The organism is Micromonospora citrea (genome assembly GCF_900090315.1).
GTDB lineage: Bacteria > Actinomycetota > Actinomycetes > Mycobacteriales > Micromonosporaceae > Micromonospora > Micromonospora citrea.
In genome coordinates this window covers 732,934-751,260 of the sequence record NZ_FMHZ01000002.1, presented here as the reverse complement: position 1 = coordinate 751,260, position 18,327 = coordinate 732,934, and the positions used below count along the sequence as shown (strand labels likewise).

At 72.6% G+C, this 18,327-nt stretch carries 14 protein-coding genes and 1 pseudogene; 8 read left to right on the top strand and 7 right to left on the bottom strand.

The features are described 5' to 3' along the window. Positions 1 to 7 precede the first annotated feature (7 nt). Together GA0070606_RS03645 and GA0070606_RS03640 are read left to right on the top strand one after the other, a co-directional pair. Complete coding sequence (locus tag GA0070606_RS03645) at positions 8 to 631, top strand: hypothetical protein (RefSeq protein ID WP_091095060.1); 624 nt, start codon at positions 8 to 10, stop codon at positions 629 to 631. Positions 632 to 1,381: 750 nt separating this feature from the next. After that, positions 1,382 to 1,981 (top strand): hypothetical protein, encoded by a 600-nt coding sequence (locus GA0070606_RS03640; RefSeq protein WP_091107233.1) that lies wholly within the window; start codon positions 1,382 to 1,384, stop codon positions 1,979 to 1,981. A 100-nt stretch (positions 1,982 to 2,081) separates the two neighbouring features. Here the strand turns inward: GA0070606_RS03640 and GA0070606_RS03635 are convergent, their stop codons facing one another. Next, the gene (locus GA0070606_RS03635) at positions 2,082 to 3,452 is read right to left on the bottom strand and encodes an alpha/beta hydrolase family protein (protein ID WP_091095058.1); all 1,371 of its coding nucleotides are present in this window, start codon (positions 3,450 to 3,452) and stop codon (positions 2,082 to 2,084) included. 116 nt (positions 3,453 to 3,568) lie between these two features. Continuing rightward, the gene (gene gdhA, locus GA0070606_RS03630; protein ID WP_091095056.1) at positions 3,569 to 4,906 is read right to left on the bottom strand and encodes an NADP-specific glutamate dehydrogenase; all 1,338 of its coding nucleotides are present in this window, start codon (positions 4,904 to 4,906) and stop codon (positions 3,569 to 3,571) included. An 845-nt stretch (positions 4,907 to 5,751) separates the two neighbouring features. Between gdhA and GA0070606_RS03625 the strand changes: the two genes are divergently transcribed. Further along, positions 5,752 to 6,345, top strand: a complete 594-nt coding sequence (locus tag GA0070606_RS03625; RefSeq protein WP_091107231.1) for a hypothetical protein — start codon at positions 5,752 to 5,754, stop codon at positions 6,343 to 6,345. Positions 6,346 to 6,904: 559 nt separating this feature from the next. Then, a complete protein-coding gene (locus GA0070606_RS03620; protein WP_091095054.1) occupies positions 6,905 to 7,153 on the top strand; it encodes a hypothetical protein in 249 nt (82 codons plus the stop codon). A gap of 56 nt (positions 7,154 to 7,209) precedes the next feature. Here GA0070606_RS03620 and GA0070606_RS03615 read toward each other — a convergent pair whose 3' ends face one another. Further along, positions 7,210 to 9,483, bottom strand: a complete 2,274-nt coding sequence (locus GA0070606_RS03615; RefSeq protein WP_091095052.1) for an ATP-binding cassette domain-containing protein — start codon at positions 9,481 to 9,483, stop codon at positions 7,210 to 7,212. A gap of 397 nt (positions 9,484 to 9,880) precedes the next feature. On the opposite strand from GA0070606_RS03615, the gene GA0070606_RS03610 reads away from it, so the two are divergent. After that, complete coding sequence (locus GA0070606_RS03610; protein ID WP_091095050.1) at positions 9,881 to 10,345, top strand: hypothetical protein; 465 nt, start codon at positions 9,881 to 9,883, stop codon at positions 10,343 to 10,345. A 134-nt stretch (positions 10,346 to 10,479) separates the two neighbouring features. Here the strand turns inward: GA0070606_RS03610 and GA0070606_RS03605 are convergent, their stop codons facing one another. The 3 genes from GA0070606_RS03605 to GA0070606_RS03595 form a co-directional block, all read right to left on the bottom strand. After that, a complete protein-coding gene (locus GA0070606_RS03605; RefSeq protein ID WP_091107229.1) occupies positions 10,480 to 11,208 on the bottom strand; it encodes a class I SAM-dependent methyltransferase in 729 nt (242 codons plus the stop codon). A 126-nt stretch (positions 11,209 to 11,334) separates the two neighbouring features. After that, positions 11,335 to 12,120 carry a YwiC-like family protein gene (locus GA0070606_RS03600; RefSeq protein ID WP_091095048.1) on the bottom strand — a complete coding sequence of 262 codons (786 nt, stop codon included), beginning with the start codon at positions 12,118 to 12,120 and terminating at the stop codon, positions 11,335 to 11,337. 128 nt (positions 12,121 to 12,248) lie between these two features. Next, entirely contained in the window at positions 12,249 to 12,581 is a 333-nt protein-coding gene (locus GA0070606_RS03595; protein WP_091095046.1) for a cupin domain-containing protein, read from the bottom strand. 679 nt (positions 12,582 to 13,260) lie between these two features. Here GA0070606_RS03595 and GA0070606_RS03590 point away from each other — a divergent pair. Together GA0070606_RS03590 and GA0070606_RS03585 are read left to right on the top strand one after the other, a co-directional pair. Next, positions 13,261 to 14,589, top strand: a complete 1,329-nt coding sequence (locus tag GA0070606_RS03590) for a D-alanyl-D-alanine carboxypeptidase family protein (protein WP_141721574.1) — start codon at positions 13,261 to 13,263, stop codon at positions 14,587 to 14,589. 234 nt (positions 14,590 to 14,823) lie between these two features. Next, entirely contained in the window at positions 14,824 to 15,645 is an 822-nt protein-coding gene (locus GA0070606_RS03585; RefSeq protein ID WP_425413021.1) for a peptidylprolyl isomerase, read from the top strand. 118 nt (positions 15,646 to 15,763) lie between these two features. Here the strand turns inward: GA0070606_RS03585 and GA0070606_RS03580 are convergent. Further along, a pseudogene (locus tag GA0070606_RS03580) lies at positions 15,764 to 16,810 on the bottom strand (LacI family DNA-binding transcriptional regulator); the annotation flags it as partial. Positions 16,811 to 17,028: 218 nt separating this feature from the next. Between GA0070606_RS03580 and GA0070606_RS03575 the strand changes: the two are divergent. Beyond that, positions 17,029 to 18,327: an extracellular solute-binding protein gene (locus tag GA0070606_RS03575; protein ID WP_091095045.1), complete on the top strand. Its 1,299-nt coding sequence runs from the start codon at positions 17,029 to 17,031 to the stop codon at positions 18,325 to 18,327.

Sequence of the window (18,327 nt, the reverse complement as noted above, 5' to 3'; positions counted from 1 at the left end):
ACCAATCATGCGGCTATCCCGCATCATCATGGCGCTCACGGTCGGTCTGGCCGTGTTGGCCGCGCCGACGGCAGCGGGGGCGGCGCCCGGCACCGGCGTGCCACAGCCGCCGGTCTACCCACCGGGCGGCGCCGCGACGCTCAAGGTGAGCCCGTCGACAGTTGTGGTCGGCGAGACCGCCACCCTGATCGGCAAGGGCTGGACGCCCGGCGAAACGGTCGTCATCACCGTCAGCAGCTCGCCGCACGCCGCCGCCGTCCTGGAGAAGCAGGCGCGGCGCAGCACCGGCGAGTCGGTCGCGATGGCGCCGGTCTCGTTCCAGCAGGCACCTCAGCCCGACCGCAACACGATCGTGGTCACGGCTGACGGTCGGGGCGAATTCCGCACCACCTACACGCCTCGCCGCCACGGCACCTACACCTTCCGGGCCGAGGGCCAGACGTCGGATCAGGTGGCGACGGCGACGCTCACCGTGCTCAAGAAGCACCAGGCACCGCTGCCCGTCACCGGTGACAGCCTGGGCACCCCGATGAAGGTCGGCGGCGGCCTCGTCGGCGCCGGCGCGGTGCTCCTGCTCATGTCGCTGGTGTGGCGTAAGCGTCACCGCTTCGGCATGGGAGCCGCGCGCTGACCTGAGCACCTTCCGGACGATGTTCCGGGCACGGCTGACGCCCGTCGGGTTCCCGGCGGGCGTCGGCTTGTCGGCGTTCCCTCCCACACGTGCGGCGCTACGGGGCAGGTTGCCGTGCCGTCCCCGCGGTTCCGGGCCCTGCTCGTAGGTGTGGGTCTGCCGTGCGGTCTCTGGTTTCTGTGCGGTTTCTGGTGAGCGGTGCGTCGTGGTGGGGGTGTGGGGGTGTGGCCCGCCGTGCCCGGCTCCGGGCGGTCAGGCTTGATCCCTGCGCCGGGCACGGCGGGCCACACCCCGTCGGTGGTTGCGCGTCGTCCGTGCCGCCTGTTCGTATCGGCGCTGCTCGCTGACGATCCGGTGTGCGCCCGGCCGTTCGGTCTGCGGCGTGTGCCCGGCGTTCTGGGCCGTCTGGTGTCCGGCGTGTCGGGTGTCGGGTCGGGTGTCCGGTTCCGGGGTGTGATCGGGGGCATCGTGGGTGCGGAATCGTGGCGGGGTCGGGGTCGTTACACCCTGCGTACGGCCGAGTGAGGGCACGTTCCGCCTGCGGGTGGGGGTGCCGGGCCCGGAATGACGGCGGGCCGGCGGTCGTTGGACATGGTCCGGCCGACGCGAGGGCGTCCCCCGCCCCGGCGAGATCCTGGTCGGTCTGATCTTTTCCCCTTGAGCTTCCTTGAGCGCCGGACGGTGCTTGCACCCGCGTTTCCGATCCCCCTCGGTAGTCGTGCGGGTGCCTTCCCCCGAATGGAGCCCATCGTGAACACGATCATGCGTAAGAGCGTTCTGGGTATCGCTGGTCTGGCTGTTGCCGGTGGTCTGGCCGCTGGTCCGCTGAACCACGGTGAGGGTGCCGCGCCGGTCGAGGCGGCCACCCCGATCACCGCCGTCGCCCTGGCGGAGAAGCCGGGCGTGGACAAGGGCAAGCTGGTTCCGCACGGTGTGCAGGGTGCGCAGTCGCGGATCGATCTGTCGGACGAGCAGGTCGGTAACGTGAAGGCGATCGTCGCGGCGACGAAGAAGGCCGGGATGGACGAGCGTGCCGCCGTGGTGGCGATCGCGACGGCGTTGCAGGAGTCGAAGCTGGAGAACCTGGGTCATCTGGGTGAGCGCAACGACCATGACTCGCAGGGCCTGTTCCAGCAGCGCCCGTCCTCGGGTTGGGGCACGGTGGAGCAGATCACCGACCCGGAGTACTCGACCATGGCGTTCCTGAAGGGTCTCAAGCAGGTCGACGGGTGGCAGGACATGCCGCTGACGAAGGCGGCGCAGACGGTGCAGGTGTCGGCCTACCCCGACCACTACGCCCAGTGGGAGCAGCAGGCCGCCGACCTCGTCGCCGAGCACTGGAACAGCTGACACACGTGAACTACCGCCGCTGGCCGGTACCCCGCACGGGGTACCGGCCAGCGGCGTCTTCGGCAGCCTGCCGGTCAACTCCCGGCCGGGGGGGTGAGTCTCAGCAGGCGGGGTAGAGGCGGCGGGTGCCGACGCCGGCGGCGTACGCGGCCCGGTCGCTGAACCGGCAGCCGTAGTCCGGCGCGGCCACCGCTGCCCGATCGGTCACCGGGTCGCCGGCGGGACGGGCGCCGGTGCGTACCCAGGCGGTCAGGTCGTCCCAGGCGGCGCCGGCCTCGGCCGGGGTGAACTCGCAGTGCTGCGCGGCCCGGATGGCCCGGTGGACGACGAGCCGGCTGCGGCCGTGCTTCGCCACGTCCCGGGCGTACGCCTGTTCCATCGAGAAGGGCACGAACAGGTCGCCGAGGTTGTGCAGGCTGACCACCGGGGCGGTGGGCCGTCCGGCGATGCGGGGCACCTCGGTCAGGGTCGGCAGGATCCGCTGGAGCGGGTTCTCCGGGGCGACCCGCTGCACGGCGGCGTTGACGTCGACCGGGCTGTTCGGGCCGTACCGGGTGAACAGGTTGGTGGCGAGCTGGCCGGGACGCTCGGCGGGGGAGTCGCCCCCGTCGGTGGTGCTGATCGCGAAGAGGAAGTCCTTCCACACCGCGAAGGACGCCGCCGCGCCGGGACGCGGGCCGCCGGACCGCTCGATGGTGATGTCCCGCAACTGCCTGCCACGGGCGTTGGTCGTGTCCGGGCCGGTCGGGGTGAGCCCCGCCAGCCCGAGGGCCACCTGGATGCGGGGGACGGCGTTGCTCAGGTAGTCCGGCGGGGTCGGGTACGCCGACACGCCGGCGAGAGCCTGGGCGACCAGGTTGTAGTCCAGGAAGAAGTCCAGCAGCTGGTGGTCGCCGAGCACGCCACACATCGGCAGCGCCCCGTCGTAGAAGCCGGGATACTGCTCCAGGGAACGGGCGATGACGTAGCCACCCATCGACACCCCGGCCGCGTACGTGCGGTGGGGACGCTTCACCACCCGGGCGAAATGGTCGGCCAGGTCCTTGGTGCCGCGTACGCCGGAGCGGATGTCGAAGCCGTTGCGGTCGTACGACGAGGACGCCCACGCGTACCCCTGCTCCAGGAGGCGCTGCCGCAGCCCGAAGCCGGGCGGCTCGGGCGACAGCACCTTCTCCTGGCCGCGGTAGCCGTGCGCCCACATCACCAGGTCGCCGTTCCACTTCGCCGGCACCTCGATGACGAAGCCGGCGTGCCGGTGCACGCCCTGCCGGACGGTGCTCGGCGCGCCACCCACCACCAGCGGCGCCAGCGGCGGGTTGTCGATGGTGTAGCCGGGCAGCGGCTGCGTACCGTCGGAATGGCGGTCGGTGGCGGCCGAGGCCGGCGCGGCGCCAGCGAGCCCGACCGCGACGGCCAGGGCGACGCCGGCGGCCAGCAGGCGGCGGGCGGCGCGCACGGGTGAGGACGGCATCGTTGCTCCCTCGGAGGGCCGCCCAGGGATGGCGGCGGGACGGGTGCCTACCGGCCGGTAGCGCCCCGAAGGTAGGCCCGCCGTCGAGGTGTGTCAATGGCCGACTCGGCGCCCGCTCAGATCAGGCCGTGCGCCAGCATCGCCTCCGCCACCCGGCGGAACCCGTCGATGTTCGCCCCCGCCACGTAGTCGCCGGGCAGCCCGTACTCCTCGGCTGTCGCCCAGCACCGGTCGTGGATGTTCCGCATGATCTCCCGCAGGCGCTGCTCCGACGCGGCGAAGGTCCACGAGTCCCGGGCGGCGTTCTGCTGCATCTCCAGGGCGCTCACCGCCACCCCGCCGGCATTGGCCGCCTTGCCCGGCGCGAACCGCACCCCGGCCCGGCCCAGGATCCGCACCGCCTCCGGCGTGGTCGGCATGTTCGCGCCCTCCACCACCGCGACGCACCCGCCGGCCACGAGCGCCGCGGCCTCCGCGCCGCCGATCTCGTTCTGCGTCGCGCACGGCAGCGCCAACTGGCAGGGCACCTCCCAGACGGTACGACCGGAGACCGCCACCGCGTGCGGCACGTGCTGCGCGTAGTCGTCCAGCCGGGCCCGACGCTGCTCCTTCAACTCGCGCAGCAGGTCCAGGTCGATGCCCTTCTCGTCCACCACGTAGCCGGTCGAGTCGGAGCAGGCGACGACCTTCCCGCCGAGCTGGTGCACCTTCTCGATCGCGTAGATCGCCACGTTGCCGGAGCCGGACACCACCACCCGCTTGCCGTCCAGGCTGTCCCCGGCCTGCCGGAGCATCTCGTCGGCGAAGAAGACCGCCCCGTAGCCGGTCGCCTCCCGCCGCACCTGCGCGCCCCCGTACGCCAGGCCCTTGCCCGTGAGCACGCCCGACTCGTACCGGTTGGTGATCCGCTTGTACTGGCCGAACAGGTAACCGATCTCCCGGGCGCCCACGCCGATGTCCCCGGCCGGCACGTCGGTGTCCGCGCCGATGTGCCGGTACAGCTCGGTCATGAAGCTCTGGCAGAACCGCATCACCTCGCGGTCCGAGCGCCCCTTCGGGTCGAAGTCCGCGCCGCCCTTGCCGCCGCCGATCGGCAGCCCGGTCAGTGCGTTCTTGAAGATCTGCTCGAAGCCGAGGAACTTCACGATGCCGAGGTACACCGACGGGTGGAACCGCAGCCCGCCCTTGAACGGGCCGAGCGCGCTGTTGAACTCCACCCGGAAGCCCCGGTTCACGTGGATCCGGCCGTGGTCGTCCTCCCACGGCACCCGGAAGATGACCTGCCGTTCCGGCTCACAGATCCGCTCGACGATCCGCGCCTCGGCGTACTCGGGGTGCCGGGCCAGCGCCGGTCCGATGCTCTCCAGCACCTCGCGTACCGCTTGATGGAACTCCGGCTCTCCCGGATTGCGGGCGACCACGCTGGCGAACACCGTCTCCACGCTCTCCGGCATACCGACACGTCCCTTCACTTGCTGGCTGGTCGCACCGTTGCTATCACCCCAGGTCGGTGTACCCGCCGGCCGTCCCGGGATACGGACTGTGACCATTGTCCAGTTCACGAATCTGTCGGGGTGGCTCTCGGGTGATCTGTTCGGCGAATCCTGCTCGCTCTGCGGGGTGGTGGGCTGTGGTTGCGGTGCGTCCTGGGCGTGCGGTGCGTCGAGTTTGGGGGTGTGGTCCGCCGTGGCCGGGTTCGGGTGGTCAGGTTGCGGTGCGTCGTGGTGGGGGTGTGGCCCGCCGTGCCCGGCTCCGGGCGGTCAGGCTTGATCCCTGCGCCGGGCACGGCGGGCCACACCCCGTCGGTGGTTGCGCGTCGTCCGTGCCGCCTGTTCGTATCGGCGCTGCTCGCTGACGATCCGGTGTGCGCCCGGCCGTTCGGTCTGCGGCGTGTGCCCGGCGTTCTGGGCCGTCTGGTGTCCGGCGTGTCGGGTGTCGGGTCGGGTGTCCGGTTTCGGGGTGTGATCGGGGGCATCGTGGGTGCGGAATCGTGGCGGGGTCGGGGTCGTTACACCCTGCGTACGGCCGAGTAGGGGCACGTTCCGCCTGCGGGTGGGGGTGCCGGGCCCGGAATGACGGCGGGCCGGCGGTCGTTGGACATGGTCCGGCCGACGCGAGGGCGTCCCCCCGCCCCCGCGACACGGGCCACGATCCGGCCCACGCGAGGCCGGTCTGATTCTTCCCGGCACCCGTGCCGGATCCCCCCAGTTCCCTTTTGAGCGCCGGACGGTGCTTGCACCCGCGTTTCCGATCCCCCTCGGTAGTCGTGCGGGTGCCTTCCCCCCGAATGGAGCCCATCGTGAACACGATCATGCGTAAGAGCGTTCTGGGTATCGCTGGTCTGGCCTTCGCCGGTGGCGTGTTCGCCGGTCCGGCCACCGCTCACGCCGCCTCGCCGGTCGAGGGCACGCCCGTGACCGTGGCGGTGCAGGCCGACAAGCCGGGCGCGGACAAGGGCAAGCTGATTCCGCACGGTGTGCAGGGTGCGCAGTCGCGCATCGACCTGTCGGACGAGCAGGTCGGCAACGTGAAGGCGATCGTCGCGGCGACGAAGAAGGCCGGGATGGACGAGCGTGCCGCCGTGGTGGCGATCGCGACGGCGTTGCAGGAGTCGAAGCTGGAGAACCTGGGTCATCTGGGTGAGCGCAACGACCATGACTCGCAGGGCCTGTTCCAGCAGCGCCCGTCCTCGGGTTGGGGCACGGTGGAGCAGATCACCGACCCGGAGTACTCGACCATGGCGTTCCTGAAGGGTCTCAAGCAGGTCGACGGGTGGCAGGACATGCCGCTGACGAAGGCGGCGCAGACGGTGCAGGTGTCGGCCTACCCCGACCACTACGCGCAGTGGGAGCAGCAGGCCGCCGACCTCGTCACCGAGCACTGGAACAGCTGACACAGACCTTCCACCACAAGGGGGACCGCCGGCCGGCACCCGAACACGGGTGCCGGCCGACGGCACATCCACCGCACGCACGGCCGGCCGTCCCGGTCGGGCACCCCGGCCCAGCGGTCCTGAAAGAGAGCGGCCGGTCGGGGAACACCGGAGGCTGTCGGCTGGTTGAATGAGGTGTCGGTGTGTCCAGTGTCCCCGGGCCTCACCTGAATTGCCTTCGCGGAATACCGTTCGGCTGGAGCCGCGTCGCGCCACGCGCCGAGAGGCGACATGCACACCGACACCCAGCGCCGCCCCTGGACCGTCCCGGTCCGGGGGCGGCGCTGTCTCGTTCGCGGCCTGCCGCCGGACGGGCTGTGGAGTGGGTACGCGCCGCCTACCGGCCACGGGCGGTGGAGACCCCGTGGCAGCGCCGGCGGCCGCGCCGTCTCGCCTGACCCGCCCGGGGAACGGTCGCCGCGGCCGGTGTGGTTGTTGTGGTGTGCGTCATCGGTGGTGTTTACGCAGCTCACGGCGGGTAGGAGGGGCGCCTCCGAACTTCTAGGCAGGTATCAGCACCATGGCTCCACCCCGCACTCCCGCCCGCTACCACGGCGTGCACCGCGCGGCCCCGCGCCCGGTGCCGGCGGTCGCCCGCACGGTCGCGTCGCTGGCCCTTCTCGTCGTGCTCGCGACGCTCTTTCTCGACGCGTTGCTGATCACCGTCGGGCTGCTCACCCCGGTCGCGGCCTCGGTGTCACCGTTGCGCCGCTGGCTGACCCGGCTGGCCGTCCCGCCCGCCCGGGCCGTCCCCGCGCCCGGACGGTGACGCCCCCGGGTCCCGGTGCCGGCGGGCGACACGCGGAACCCGGGGGCGTGGGTTCCTCAGCGGGCGACGTACTCGCGGAGGTGGCGGGCGGTCAGGGTGTCGCCGTGGGCGACCAGGTCGGCCGGGGTGCCGGTGAACACGATCCGGCCGCCGTCGTGCCCGGCCCCGGGCCCGAGGTCGATCAGCCAGTCGGCGTGCGCCATCACCGCCTGGTGGTGCTCGATGACCACGACGGTGTTGCCGGCGTCGACCAGCCGGTCCAGCAGCGCGAGCAGCTGATCGACGTCGGCCAGGTGCAGGCCGGTGGTGGGCTCGTCCAACACGTACGTGCTTCCGCTGTCGGCCATGCGGATGGCCAGCTTGAGCCGCTGCCGTTCGCCGCCGGATAGCGTGTTGAGCGGCTGGCCGAGGGTGAGGTAGCTCAGCCCGACGTCGACCATCCGGTCGAGGATCACCCGGGCCGGGCCGGTGGGGAAGAAGTCCCGCGCCTCGGTGGCCGACATCGCGAGCACCTCGCTGATGTTCTTCCCGCGCAGCCGGTAGGTGAGCACCTCGTCGGTGAAGCGCCGCCCTTCGCACCGTTCGCAGACCGAGGCGACGCCGGCCATCATCGCCAGGTCGGTGTAGACCAGCCCGATGCCCTTGCAGGTCGGGCAGGCGCCCTCGGAGTTGGCGCTGAACAGCGCGGCCTTGACCCCGTTGGCCTTGGCGAAGGCGGTGCGGATCGGGTCCAGCAGGCCGGTGTAGGTGGCCGGGTTGCTGCGCCGGGAGCCCCGGATCGGGGACTGGTCGACGACCACCACGCCGTCGCGGCGGCGCAGCGAGCCGTGGATCAGCGAACTCTTGCCCGAGCCGGCGACACCCGTGACCACGGTCAGCACCCCGAGCGGGATGTCGACGTCGACGTCGCGCAGGTTGTGCAGGTCGGCGCGGCGGATCGGCAGGTGACCGGACGGTCGGCGTACGTGCTCGCGTAGGCGGGCCCGGTGGTCGAGGTGGCGCCCGGTGAGGGTGTCGGAGCGGCGCAGGCCGGCGACGTCCCCGGTGTAGCAGATCCGACCGCCGGCGGTGCCGGCCCCGGGGCCCAGGTCGACCACGTGGTCGGCGATCGCGATGGTCTCCGGCTTGTGCTCGACCACCAGGACCGTGTTGCCCTTGTCGCGCAGGCGCAGCAGCAGGTCGTTCATCCGGGCGATGTCGTGCGGATGCAGCCCCACGGTCGGCTCGTCGAAGACGTACGTGACGTCGGAGAGGCTGGAGCCCAGGTGTCGGACCATCTTCACCCGCTGCGCCTCGCCGCCGGAGAGGGTGGCGGACTCGCGATCGAGGCTGAGGTAGCCCAGGCCGATCTCCACCAGCGAGTCGAGCAGGTCGCGCAGGTTGCCGACCAGCGGGGCGACCGACGGGTCGTCGATGCCGCGGACGAACTCGGCGAGGTCGCTGATCTGCATGGCCGAGCACTCGGCGATGTTGCGTCCGGCGATCCGGGAGGAGAGGGCCGCCGCGTTGAGTCGGGTGCCTTCGCAGGCGGTGCAGGTGGCGAAGGTGACGGCCCGGTCGACGAACGCGCGGATGTGCGGCTGCATCGACTCGCGGTCCTTGGCCAGGTAGAGGCGGCGCACCTTGACCGCGAGACCCTCGTACGTCCAGTTGTTGCTGCCCACCTTGATCTTGGTGGCCGGTTTGTGGAGGAAGTCCTCCCACTGCTGCGGCGTGAAGTCCTGGAGCTTGACGTCGGGGTCGAACAGGCCGGAGTTGACGATCGTCTGCCAGTACCACGAGTCGACGGCGAAGTTGGGCACGGTGATCGCGCCGTCGTTGAGCGAGCGCTCGACGTCGACCATCTCGTCGACGTCCAGGTCGGAGACCCGGCCGAGGCCCTCGCAGTTCGGGCACATGCCCTCGGCCAGGTTGAAGCTGAAGGCGCCGGCCCCGCCCACCTGCGGGGTGCCGAGCCGGCTGAACACGATCCGCAGCATCGCGTACGCGTCGGTGGCCGTGCCGACGGTGGAGCGGGAGTTGGCGCCCATCCGCTCCTGGTCGACGACGATGGCCGCGCTCAGGTTGCGCAGCGAGTCGACGTCGGGGCGGCTCAGGTTCGGCATGAACGACTGGAGGAAGGCGCTGTAGGTCTCGTTGATCATGCGCTGCGACTCGGCGGCGATGGTCCCGAAGACCAGCGAGGACTTCCCGGAGCCGGAGACTCCGGTGAAGACGGTCAGCCGGCGTTTGGGGATGTCGACGGAGACGCCGGCGAGGTTGTTCTCCCGCGCTCCGCGTACCTCGATCATGTCGTGACTGTCGGCGGCGGAGCGTGCTTGCTGCTGCATGCGAACCCTTCGCGAGGTCGTGGGCGACGTGGCCGCCCGGACTGCTGCCACGGGGACCGGACCAACCTTACCGTACGCCGTACGGTACGGCGTACGCCAACAAGGGGCGGAAGGGCCCCCGGGAAGGCGGCCCGATCTCCGGCTGCCTTCAATCGTGTCACTGAACTGGACGTAAAAACTTTGCCCGACGTGCCCGCAGGAACTGGTGCCCGAGCGGGTGGCAAAGTCTCAAAGCGCGTCCAAGTCGGCTCGGCACGCGGGCGGCCCGTGACCGCGTTCGCGGAGCGGGGCAGCGAGGCGCGCGAGGGTGTCGAGCGTGGACCGAGCCCCGATCGTCGGTGCCCGTGCGCCGAACCCGATCCCGCATCGAGGGTGTTGGCGAGGTCGCGGCTGCGCCGTGACGGACGAGGTCCGGGAGACCTACGATTGGCGCGGTGGTCAAAGTCGCGAGAAGGTCCTGGCGGCGTCCGCGCTGGTGAGAGATCGTATCGACGAGTTCCTGTCGCGCGAGCTGCCCGAGAGCGAACGGCGGCTGCTCGGCAGGGCCGCCGACGCGAAGGAACGAAGCTTCGGCCTCGCCGCGGTGCTGATGACGCTGGCCGTGATCGCGATGGTCGTCGCCGTCAACACTGTCGATCTCAGCGGATTGGCGGCCCAAGGGCTGACGGTGCGGATCCTCGGAACTGTCGGCACGCTCCTGGCTCTCGTGACGGTCTTCACGCTGGCCGCCATGCCGCTCGCCGCGCCGGTGCGGTGGAGGGGGCACTGCTCGGCACGGCAGCGCGCTTCCTCCGTTTCCTCGCCAGACCCGTACGCCCGGTCCGCATCACCGCGCTGTTCCTCTTCGTCGGAGGCTCGCTGATAGACCCTGTGGTCCTGCTCCTCAAATAGGCTCGGAAACAGCGCCGCTCGCGGGCCCGCCTGCTGCACGGCTGCGTGCCTCGGTGGCGACGCGCGACCACCTGACGCACCGCGACCCGACCCTGCCGGGCTGGCTCAGCGCAGCACCAGCAGGTCGAGGTGGTCGACGACCGGGCCGGTCTCCTCGCGCGCAGCGGCCCGGAGCCGGGCCAACCCGGCGGCGTACTCCTCGTCGGTGATCAACTGGAGCGGGGTGTGGGCCCGGCGTTCGAGGCGTTCCGCCAGCTCGGCCAGCGAGGAGGCGGTGGTCTGGGCGACCGGCTCGACGCTGCTCACGGTGAACCCGGCCGCCGCGAACGCCGAACGCACCCCCACGAGGTCGGGGTAGCGCCGCAACACCCCGACCGCCTCGGGGAACCAGCGGAACAGGGCGATCCGCTGGTGCCGGCCGGGAAACGGCGAGCGGATCAGCACCGGCGCGCCCGGCCGGAGCACCCGCCGCAGCTCCCGGGCCGCCGCGTCCAGGTCGGGTACATGGTGGATCATCGTGGACAGCCAGGCGGCGTCCATCGTCGAGCCCCGCAGCGGCAGCGCGACCGCGTCGCCGGCGAGCAGCGGCCGGTGGGCGGCGCGGGAGCGCATCGCCTCGGCGGGTTCCACCCCCACCACCCGGGCGCCGAACCAGTCGGTGAAGGCACTTGCCCAGGCTCCGGTGCCGGCACCGAGGTCCAGCACGGTGGTGCCCGCCCGGGGCCGCAGGTGCTGCCCGATCGCGTGCCGCCAGCGGTCCAGCCCACTGCGCGCCAGCTCGCGACCGGCGGCGAAGGCGGCCGCGTCGGCGTCGTCGTAGGAGATCAGAGCCACGGCCATCACCTCGCCACCGTCGCCGGGACCTCCGGGCGATCGTTCCCCGGTTCTAGTGGGTGGGGGAGGCCGCGGGCAATGGCTTGTGAGCCAACCGACGCGGCCGGCCCGGCCGCGACCCGGTGGTCAGCCGGACGCCGACAACGCCAGCGCCGCCAGCACCAGCAGGGTGCCCGCCATCTCGACCAACCCGACCCGCTTCGGCGTGACCCGACGCCCCGGCAGCAGGGCGGCCCGCGCCAGCAGCGCCGCGAAGACCACGGCGACCGGCGCCGGCGCCCAGAGCGCCGCGGCAACGACGGCGACCCCGTGGTACGCCCACGACGCCCACCGGTACCGGACGCTGTCCCGCTCGCGGATCATCGTCTTGACGTAGAGGATCGTGCCGACGAGATAGCCGAGCACCACCACCGTCACCCCGGCCACCTCGGCCGGCGGCACCTCGGCGACCGTCGCGACGACGAACCCGAGGAGCCCGCACTGCGCCACGAAGGCGAGGTCGTTGACGAGCGCCCGGTCCCGGCGTCGGTGCGCGAAGCCGGCGTTGACGGCGGCCAGGACGCCGAAGAGCGGCGCGTACGCCAGGACCGCCGGCCGGGCCACCAGCACGGGAGCGGCGCACAGCACGGCGACGACGCCGTACGCGGTCAACTGCGGGCGTACCCGCCGGAGCCGGCCGGTCTTGACCGCCAGCAGCAGGAAGTACGACAGCGGGTATGCGGCGAGCAGCGCCCCGAGCAGGAGCAGGTGCAGCGGGTGCGGGCCGGTGACGATCACCGCCGCCAGGACGGGCAGCAGCAGCATCGCCCACGCGCCGTGCTGCGGCGGCAGCCACCCGGATGCCCGCCCCCTGCCACGGACGACGGGGGTCGCCGGTCCTCGGTCCCCGCGGTGGACGCGGACGGAAGCCATGCTCCTCCGATCCTCCTCGCGGGCGCGGACAGGCCTGGTGGCATTCCAGTCCGCCTCGCGGATGCGGACGACGGGGGTCGTGGGCCGCCCGGCCGAACCGGCGGCCGGGCGGCGGGCCGGCACGGTGGTCACGGCAGCGGCGTCACGGTGAGCAGGACGGCGGCGTCGGTCACGGCGTGCAGCGCGTGCCGCCGCGGCGGGATGACCATGAGGTCGCCGGCGTGGCCCTCCCCGGACTCGTCGCCCGCCACCAGGCGCACCTGTCCCTGGAGCACCTGCAACGTCGCCTCACCCGGGCTGTCGTGCTCGTCGAGCGAACGGCCGCCGCAGAGGGCGAGCAGGGTCTGCCGCAGCCGGCGGTCCCGGCCGCTGTGCAGGTTACGGGCGCTGCGTCCGCTGTCGGCCTCCCGGGCGGCGGCGAGCTGCTCTTCGGCGAGGCGGGTCAGCGAGAGGGCTTCCATGGCGCGTCCTTCCGGATCGGTGTGGCACCGGCGTGCGGGGCGGGCCGACGGCGCGCCTTCCGCAAACCGGTAAACCGTTTACCGCTTTCGGTTTACCAGCTTCCGCGCCGGCGACGCACGCCGGCAGGGCCGATGGTCCCGAACCGGGGGTGCCCGCCGGGCCGATCCACCCCCGGCCTGCGCGCCCTACATTCACACCCACACCCCGCGCCTCGCGTGCCGTCCGGGTTCTGCACCCCGCGCCGCACACCCCGCCCCCCACACCCCGCGGCAGGCCCTACACCCGCGCGCGGCCGGCCTATACCCGCGCCACGCGACCGTCCCGCCGCAGGCCGTGCGAGGGCCGCCCCGCCCTGTGTACGCCGGGCCCGCCGCATCCGCAACAGTGGTCAAGATCGCGTAACTTCCGGGAAAGCGTGGTCTCGACGCGACCGGGAGGCCGCACTTTCCAGGAAGTTGTGGGCGGCGGGGCGAACAAGGTCGCAGGCGTGGCCGCCGCGCCTGCGGCCCGCGTCGGGGCGGGTTGGAGGCGGTCCCGGGGAGGATGTGCCAGGTGCCAGGTGCCAGGTGCCAGGTGCCAGGTGCCAGGTGCCAGGTGCGGCGTGTCGTGACGTATGAGTTCGCCGCGCAGCATCGGGAAGCCGGCCCGCACCACGATCTTGCCGGCTAGGGTGCGGACATGAAGGTTCGGCTGCTGGCGGCCACGGCGACCGCCGTCCTCCTCGCCACCGGCGTGCCCGTCCCCGTGTCGGCCGGCGTGCCCGTCCCTGTGTCGGCCGGCGTGCCCGTCTCCGTGTCGGCCGGCGTGCCCGTCGCCGGGTCGGCAGGCCCGACCGGGCGTACCGCCTCCGTGACGACCGCTGCCGCGGTGCCGCCGGCGCCGTGCCCGCGAGCGCCCGCGCCGAAGGTGTCCCGGCCACCGCGCCCGTCGCCGCCGCCGGCCATGCCCGAGGAGCGGGCCGTCGGCGGACCGGCGCTGGCCACCGCCGGCCTCGTCGTCCCGGCGGCGGTGTCCCGGCCACCGGCGGTCACCGCGACCTCGTGGCTGGTCGCCGACCTGGACACCGGCCAGGTGCTGGGTGGCTGCGGCCCACACGAGCACGCCACCCCGGCCAGCGTGCAGAAGCTGCTGCTGGCGGCCACCATGCTGCCCCGGCTCGATCCGGCGCAGGTCGTCACCGTCACCGACGGCGACATGGACATCGAGCCGGGCTCCTCCGCCGTGGGGCTGGTCGCCGGCGGCCGCTATCGGATCGAGACCGTCTGGCTCGGGCTGCTGCTGCAGTCCGGCAACGAGGCGGCCAACGTGCTGGCCCGCCTCGGCGGCGGCCCGGACGGAATGGCGGGCGGCGTGCGGGCCATGAACGAGGAGGCCCACCGGCTCGGCGCCCTGCAGACCCACGCGGTCACCCCGTCCGGCCTCGACGGCAAGGGTCAGTTCACCAGCGCGTACGACCTGGCGCTGATCGCCCGGGCGTGCTTCGCCGACCCGACGTTCCGCCGGTACGCGCTGACCGAGACCCACCGCATCCCCGCCCAGCCGGCGCAGCGGACCAAGGGCTTCGAGATCCAGAACGAGAACCAGCTCATCTACCGCTATCCCGGTGCGCTCGGCGGGAAGACCGGCTTCACCGACCTGGCCCGGCACACGTACGTCGGCGCGGCCGAGCGGGGCGGCCGCCGGCTGGTGGTCACGCTGCTGGGCGCCGAGCCGCAGCCGGCGCGGGGCTGGGAGCAGGGCGCCGCCCTGCTCGACTGGGGCTTCTCGCTGCCCAGGGACTCCACCGTCGGGCGGCTGGTCGAGCCGGGGGAGTTGATCGCCTCGGCGGCTGCCACGCCGCCGGCGCTCGCGGCCACCGGCGCCCCGCGCCCGGCCGCGGCCAGCGGCCCGCTCGACGAGGGTCTGATGGGTCGATGGCCGGTGGCCCTGCTCGCGGCGGCCGTGCTCGGGCTGGCGGCGGCCGTGCTGCTGCGGCGACGTCGCTCGGCCCGCCGCCGGACACCCTGACGGCGGCCCGGCGGGCCGGCGGTCCGGGGGTCCGGGGGTCCGGTGGTCCGGGGGTCCGGTGGTCCGGTGGTCTGGCGGCCCGGGGGCCAGGGGGCCCGGGGGCCAGGGGGCCCGGGGGCCCGGCCCGGTGGCCGAGTGGCTCGGGGGCGGGTCGTCGGGCAGTGCGGATCGACAACCGGCGAAGCGCTCCATAGACTCCGGTCTTTCTGGTGCCACACGTCCAGGAGGACCCACGTGTCGAGCGATCCCCGACCGCACCCCGCCCTCTCGATCGCGGCGCGCCGCGGACCGGCCCGTACGCTGACCCGTCTCGCCGGGGTGGCCCTGGTGGCGGGCGCGCTGGTGACCGGTGGCGGCGCCACTGCGGTGGCCGCCCCCGTCGGGGCTCCGGCCGACGCCGCGGCCGATGCCCGGGTCACGCCCGGGCCGTGCGCCTACACGGAGACGCCCGAGGAGCCGGCCGCCCGGCCGGTCCCGCTCCCGCCGGACCCGAGGCGTACCCCGGACCGGGGCACGGTGCGGGTGACGCTGCGGACCAACCAGGGGCCGATCGGGCTGACCCTCGACCGGGAGGCGGCCCCGTGCACCGTGCAGAGCTTCCTGCACCTGGTGCGGCACCGCTTCTACGACCGGACCTCCTGCCACCGGCTGACCGCCTACCCGACGCTGAAGGTGCTCCAGTGCGGTGATCCGTCCGGCACCGGATCGGGCGGCCCGGGCTACCGCTACCTCGACGAGTTGCCCACCGACCTGCCGCCGGCCCCGACCGATCCGACCGGCGTGCGCCGGCTCTACGCGCGGGGCACCCTCGCCATGGCCAACGCGGGCCCGGACACCAACGGCAGCCAGTTCTTCCTCGTCCAGTCCGACTCGGCGCTGCGCCCGAACTACACGGTCTTCGGCTCGATCGACGCCGCCGGCCTGGCGACGCTCGACCGGATCGCGGCCGGTGGCATCGCCCCCACCGCCGAGGACCCGGCGCCGGTCGACGGCGCGCCCGCCCTGCCGGTGGACATCCACCGGGCGGTGCGGCACCACCACCCCCACCACCGCTGACCGTCCGCGCCGTTCCCGCCGGGCCGACCCTGCCCGGGTCGTCCGGCGGGAACGGCCGAAACTTTCGGAGCGCCACCGGAAGGGTCCCGGGCCGTGACGGCCGGCGCTCCGGTGGCCGTCACGGCTCGCGCGGCGCAGCCGAGCTGTCCCGTACGACGAGGTGGGTGGCGAGTTCGACCCGGGGGGAGTCGATGGCCTCGCCCTGGGCCAGCCGCAGCACGGTACGGGCGGCCAGCCGGCCCATCTCCACCAGTGGCTGCCGGACGGTGGTCAGCGGGGGTGAGGCCCAGCGTGCCTCGGGCAGGTCGTCGAAGCCCACCACGCTGACGTCGTCGGGGATCCGCAGGCCCCGACGGCGTACGGCCTCGTAGACGCCGAACGCCATCTGGTCGCTGGCGGCGAAGATCGCCGTCGGGGGCGCGTCGAGGTCGAGCAGCGCCGCTCCGGCGGCGAAGCCGGAGGCGTGGTAGAAGTCGCCGGGGCGCACCAGCGTGTCGTCCACCGGCACCCCCGCGGCCTCCAGGCCGGCCCGGTAGCCGTCGAGGCGGGCCCGGCTGCACAGCAGGTGGGTGGGCCCGGCGACGAAACCGATCCGTCGGTGCCCGAGCGCGAGCAGGTGCTCGGTCGCGGCGAGCCCGCCGGCCCAGTTGGTGGCCCCGATGGTCGGCACGTCGGTCGCGGGCACGCCGGCCGGGTCGACGACCACCACGGGCACGTTGAGGCGGCGCAGTTGGGCCTGCAGCGGCGGGCTCACGTGCGAGGTCACGAAGATGACGCCGTCGGTGGCCCGGGCGCGCAGGTTCTGCAGCCACTGCCGCACGGCGGTGGACTGCCGGTGGATGGCGGAGACCACCGTGCCGACGCCGGCGCCGTGCCCGACGTCCTCCACCCCGCGGATGATCTCCACGGCCCACGGGCTGTCGAGGTCGTTGAAGACCAGGTCGACCAGCCCGGCGCGGGTCACCGTGCGACTGGTACGCCGCCGGTAGCCGTGGTGGCGCAGCAGCTCCTCGACCCGTTCGCGGGTGTCGGGAGCCACGTCCGACCGCCCGTTGAGCACCCGCGACACGGTCGGCACCGAGACTCCGGCCTCCCGTGCGATGGCGGTGATGGTCACCCTGCGCCCGTCGTCGTCGCCGTCCACCCGCGTCTCCTTCACCGGCCGGAAGTGCCGACCGTACCCGTCCGCACCGAAAAACGTCCGGAACGGCGGAACCGTTCCGTCGGCTCATCTTGCCCCACGGACGGGGGTTGACGACACGGCAGGTCGGTTCTAGCGTTCGCACAAGTTACGGAAGTCTTCCGGAAATTTATCGGGATGGCTCCGGTCGTCGTGCCGGCGTCGACGTTCCCCCACCACACCCCCACCACGAGAGGTCGATCATGACTTTACGTACGCGGCTCGTCCGGGTCGCCGCTCTCGGCGCAGCCCTCGCGCTGGCGCTGCCGTTGACGGCCTGCGGCGGCGACGACTCCGCCGGCGGCCGGGACGAGATCCGCATCCTGGTGTACGGCGACGCCACCAACAAGGTCGAGAAGCAGCTCGTCGACACGTTCAACAAGACCTCGAAGGTCAAGGCGGTCCTCGACACCATCCCCGGCGCCGACTACCAGACCAAGCTGCAGACCATCATCAACACCAACCAGGCCCCGGACATCTTCTTCAACTGGGGCGGCGGCAGCATCACGCCGTTCATCAAGGCGAACCTGCTGCTGCCGCTGGACGACATGATCGCCAAGGACCCGGGGCTGAAGGCCAACTTCCTGCCCTCGGTCTTCAACACCGCCGTGGTGGACGGCAAGGCGTACGGGGTGCCGATGCGGGGCACCCAGCCGGTGCTGCTGTTCCACAACAAGAAGGTGCTCGCCGACGCCGGCATCACCCCGCCGAAGACGTGGGACGAGCTGCTGTCCGCCGTGCGGACCCTCAAGGGCAAGGGGATCACCCCGATCGCCCTCGGCGGCGGCGACAAGTGGCCGACCCAGATGTGGTACCAGTACCTCTACGACCGGGTGGCCGGCCCCGAGCTGTTCGCCAGGGCGCTCGGCGGCGACAAGGGCGCCTGGGCGAGCCCGGAGAGCCGCCGCGCCCTGGAGCTGCTGCGGCAATTGACCGACGCGGGCGCGTTCGGCACCAACTTCGACTCGGTCAAGTTCACCGACGGCGGCTCGCCCAACCTGCTGGCCAGCGGCAAGGCCGGCTTCGAGCTGATGGGCTCCTGGAACTACTCCACCCACAACGACGCCAACCCGACCTTCGCCGCCGAGGGCCTCGGCTGGAGCGCCTTCCCGAGCGTCCCGGGCGGCAAGGGCGACCCGCGCAACGTGGTCGGCAACACCAACAACTTCTACTCCGTGCTGAAGAAGACCAAGCACCCGGAGGCGGTCGCGGAGTTCCTCAAGCTGCAGTACTCCGACGAGTTCGTCCAGGCCCAGTTGGCCATCGGCAACCTGCCCACCACCACCAACACCGAGAAGTTCCTCGACGGCGCCGCCAACCCGGCCTACCTGAAGTACCAGTTCAACCTGGTCAAGGAGGCGCCGACGTTCCAGCTCTCCTGGGACCAGGCGTACCCGCCGGCCGCCACCACCACCATCCACCAGGCCGTGCAGCAGTACTGCAACGGCCGGATGGGTGCCGACGGCTTCATCAAGGCCATGCAGTCCCTGCAGGCGGGCTGA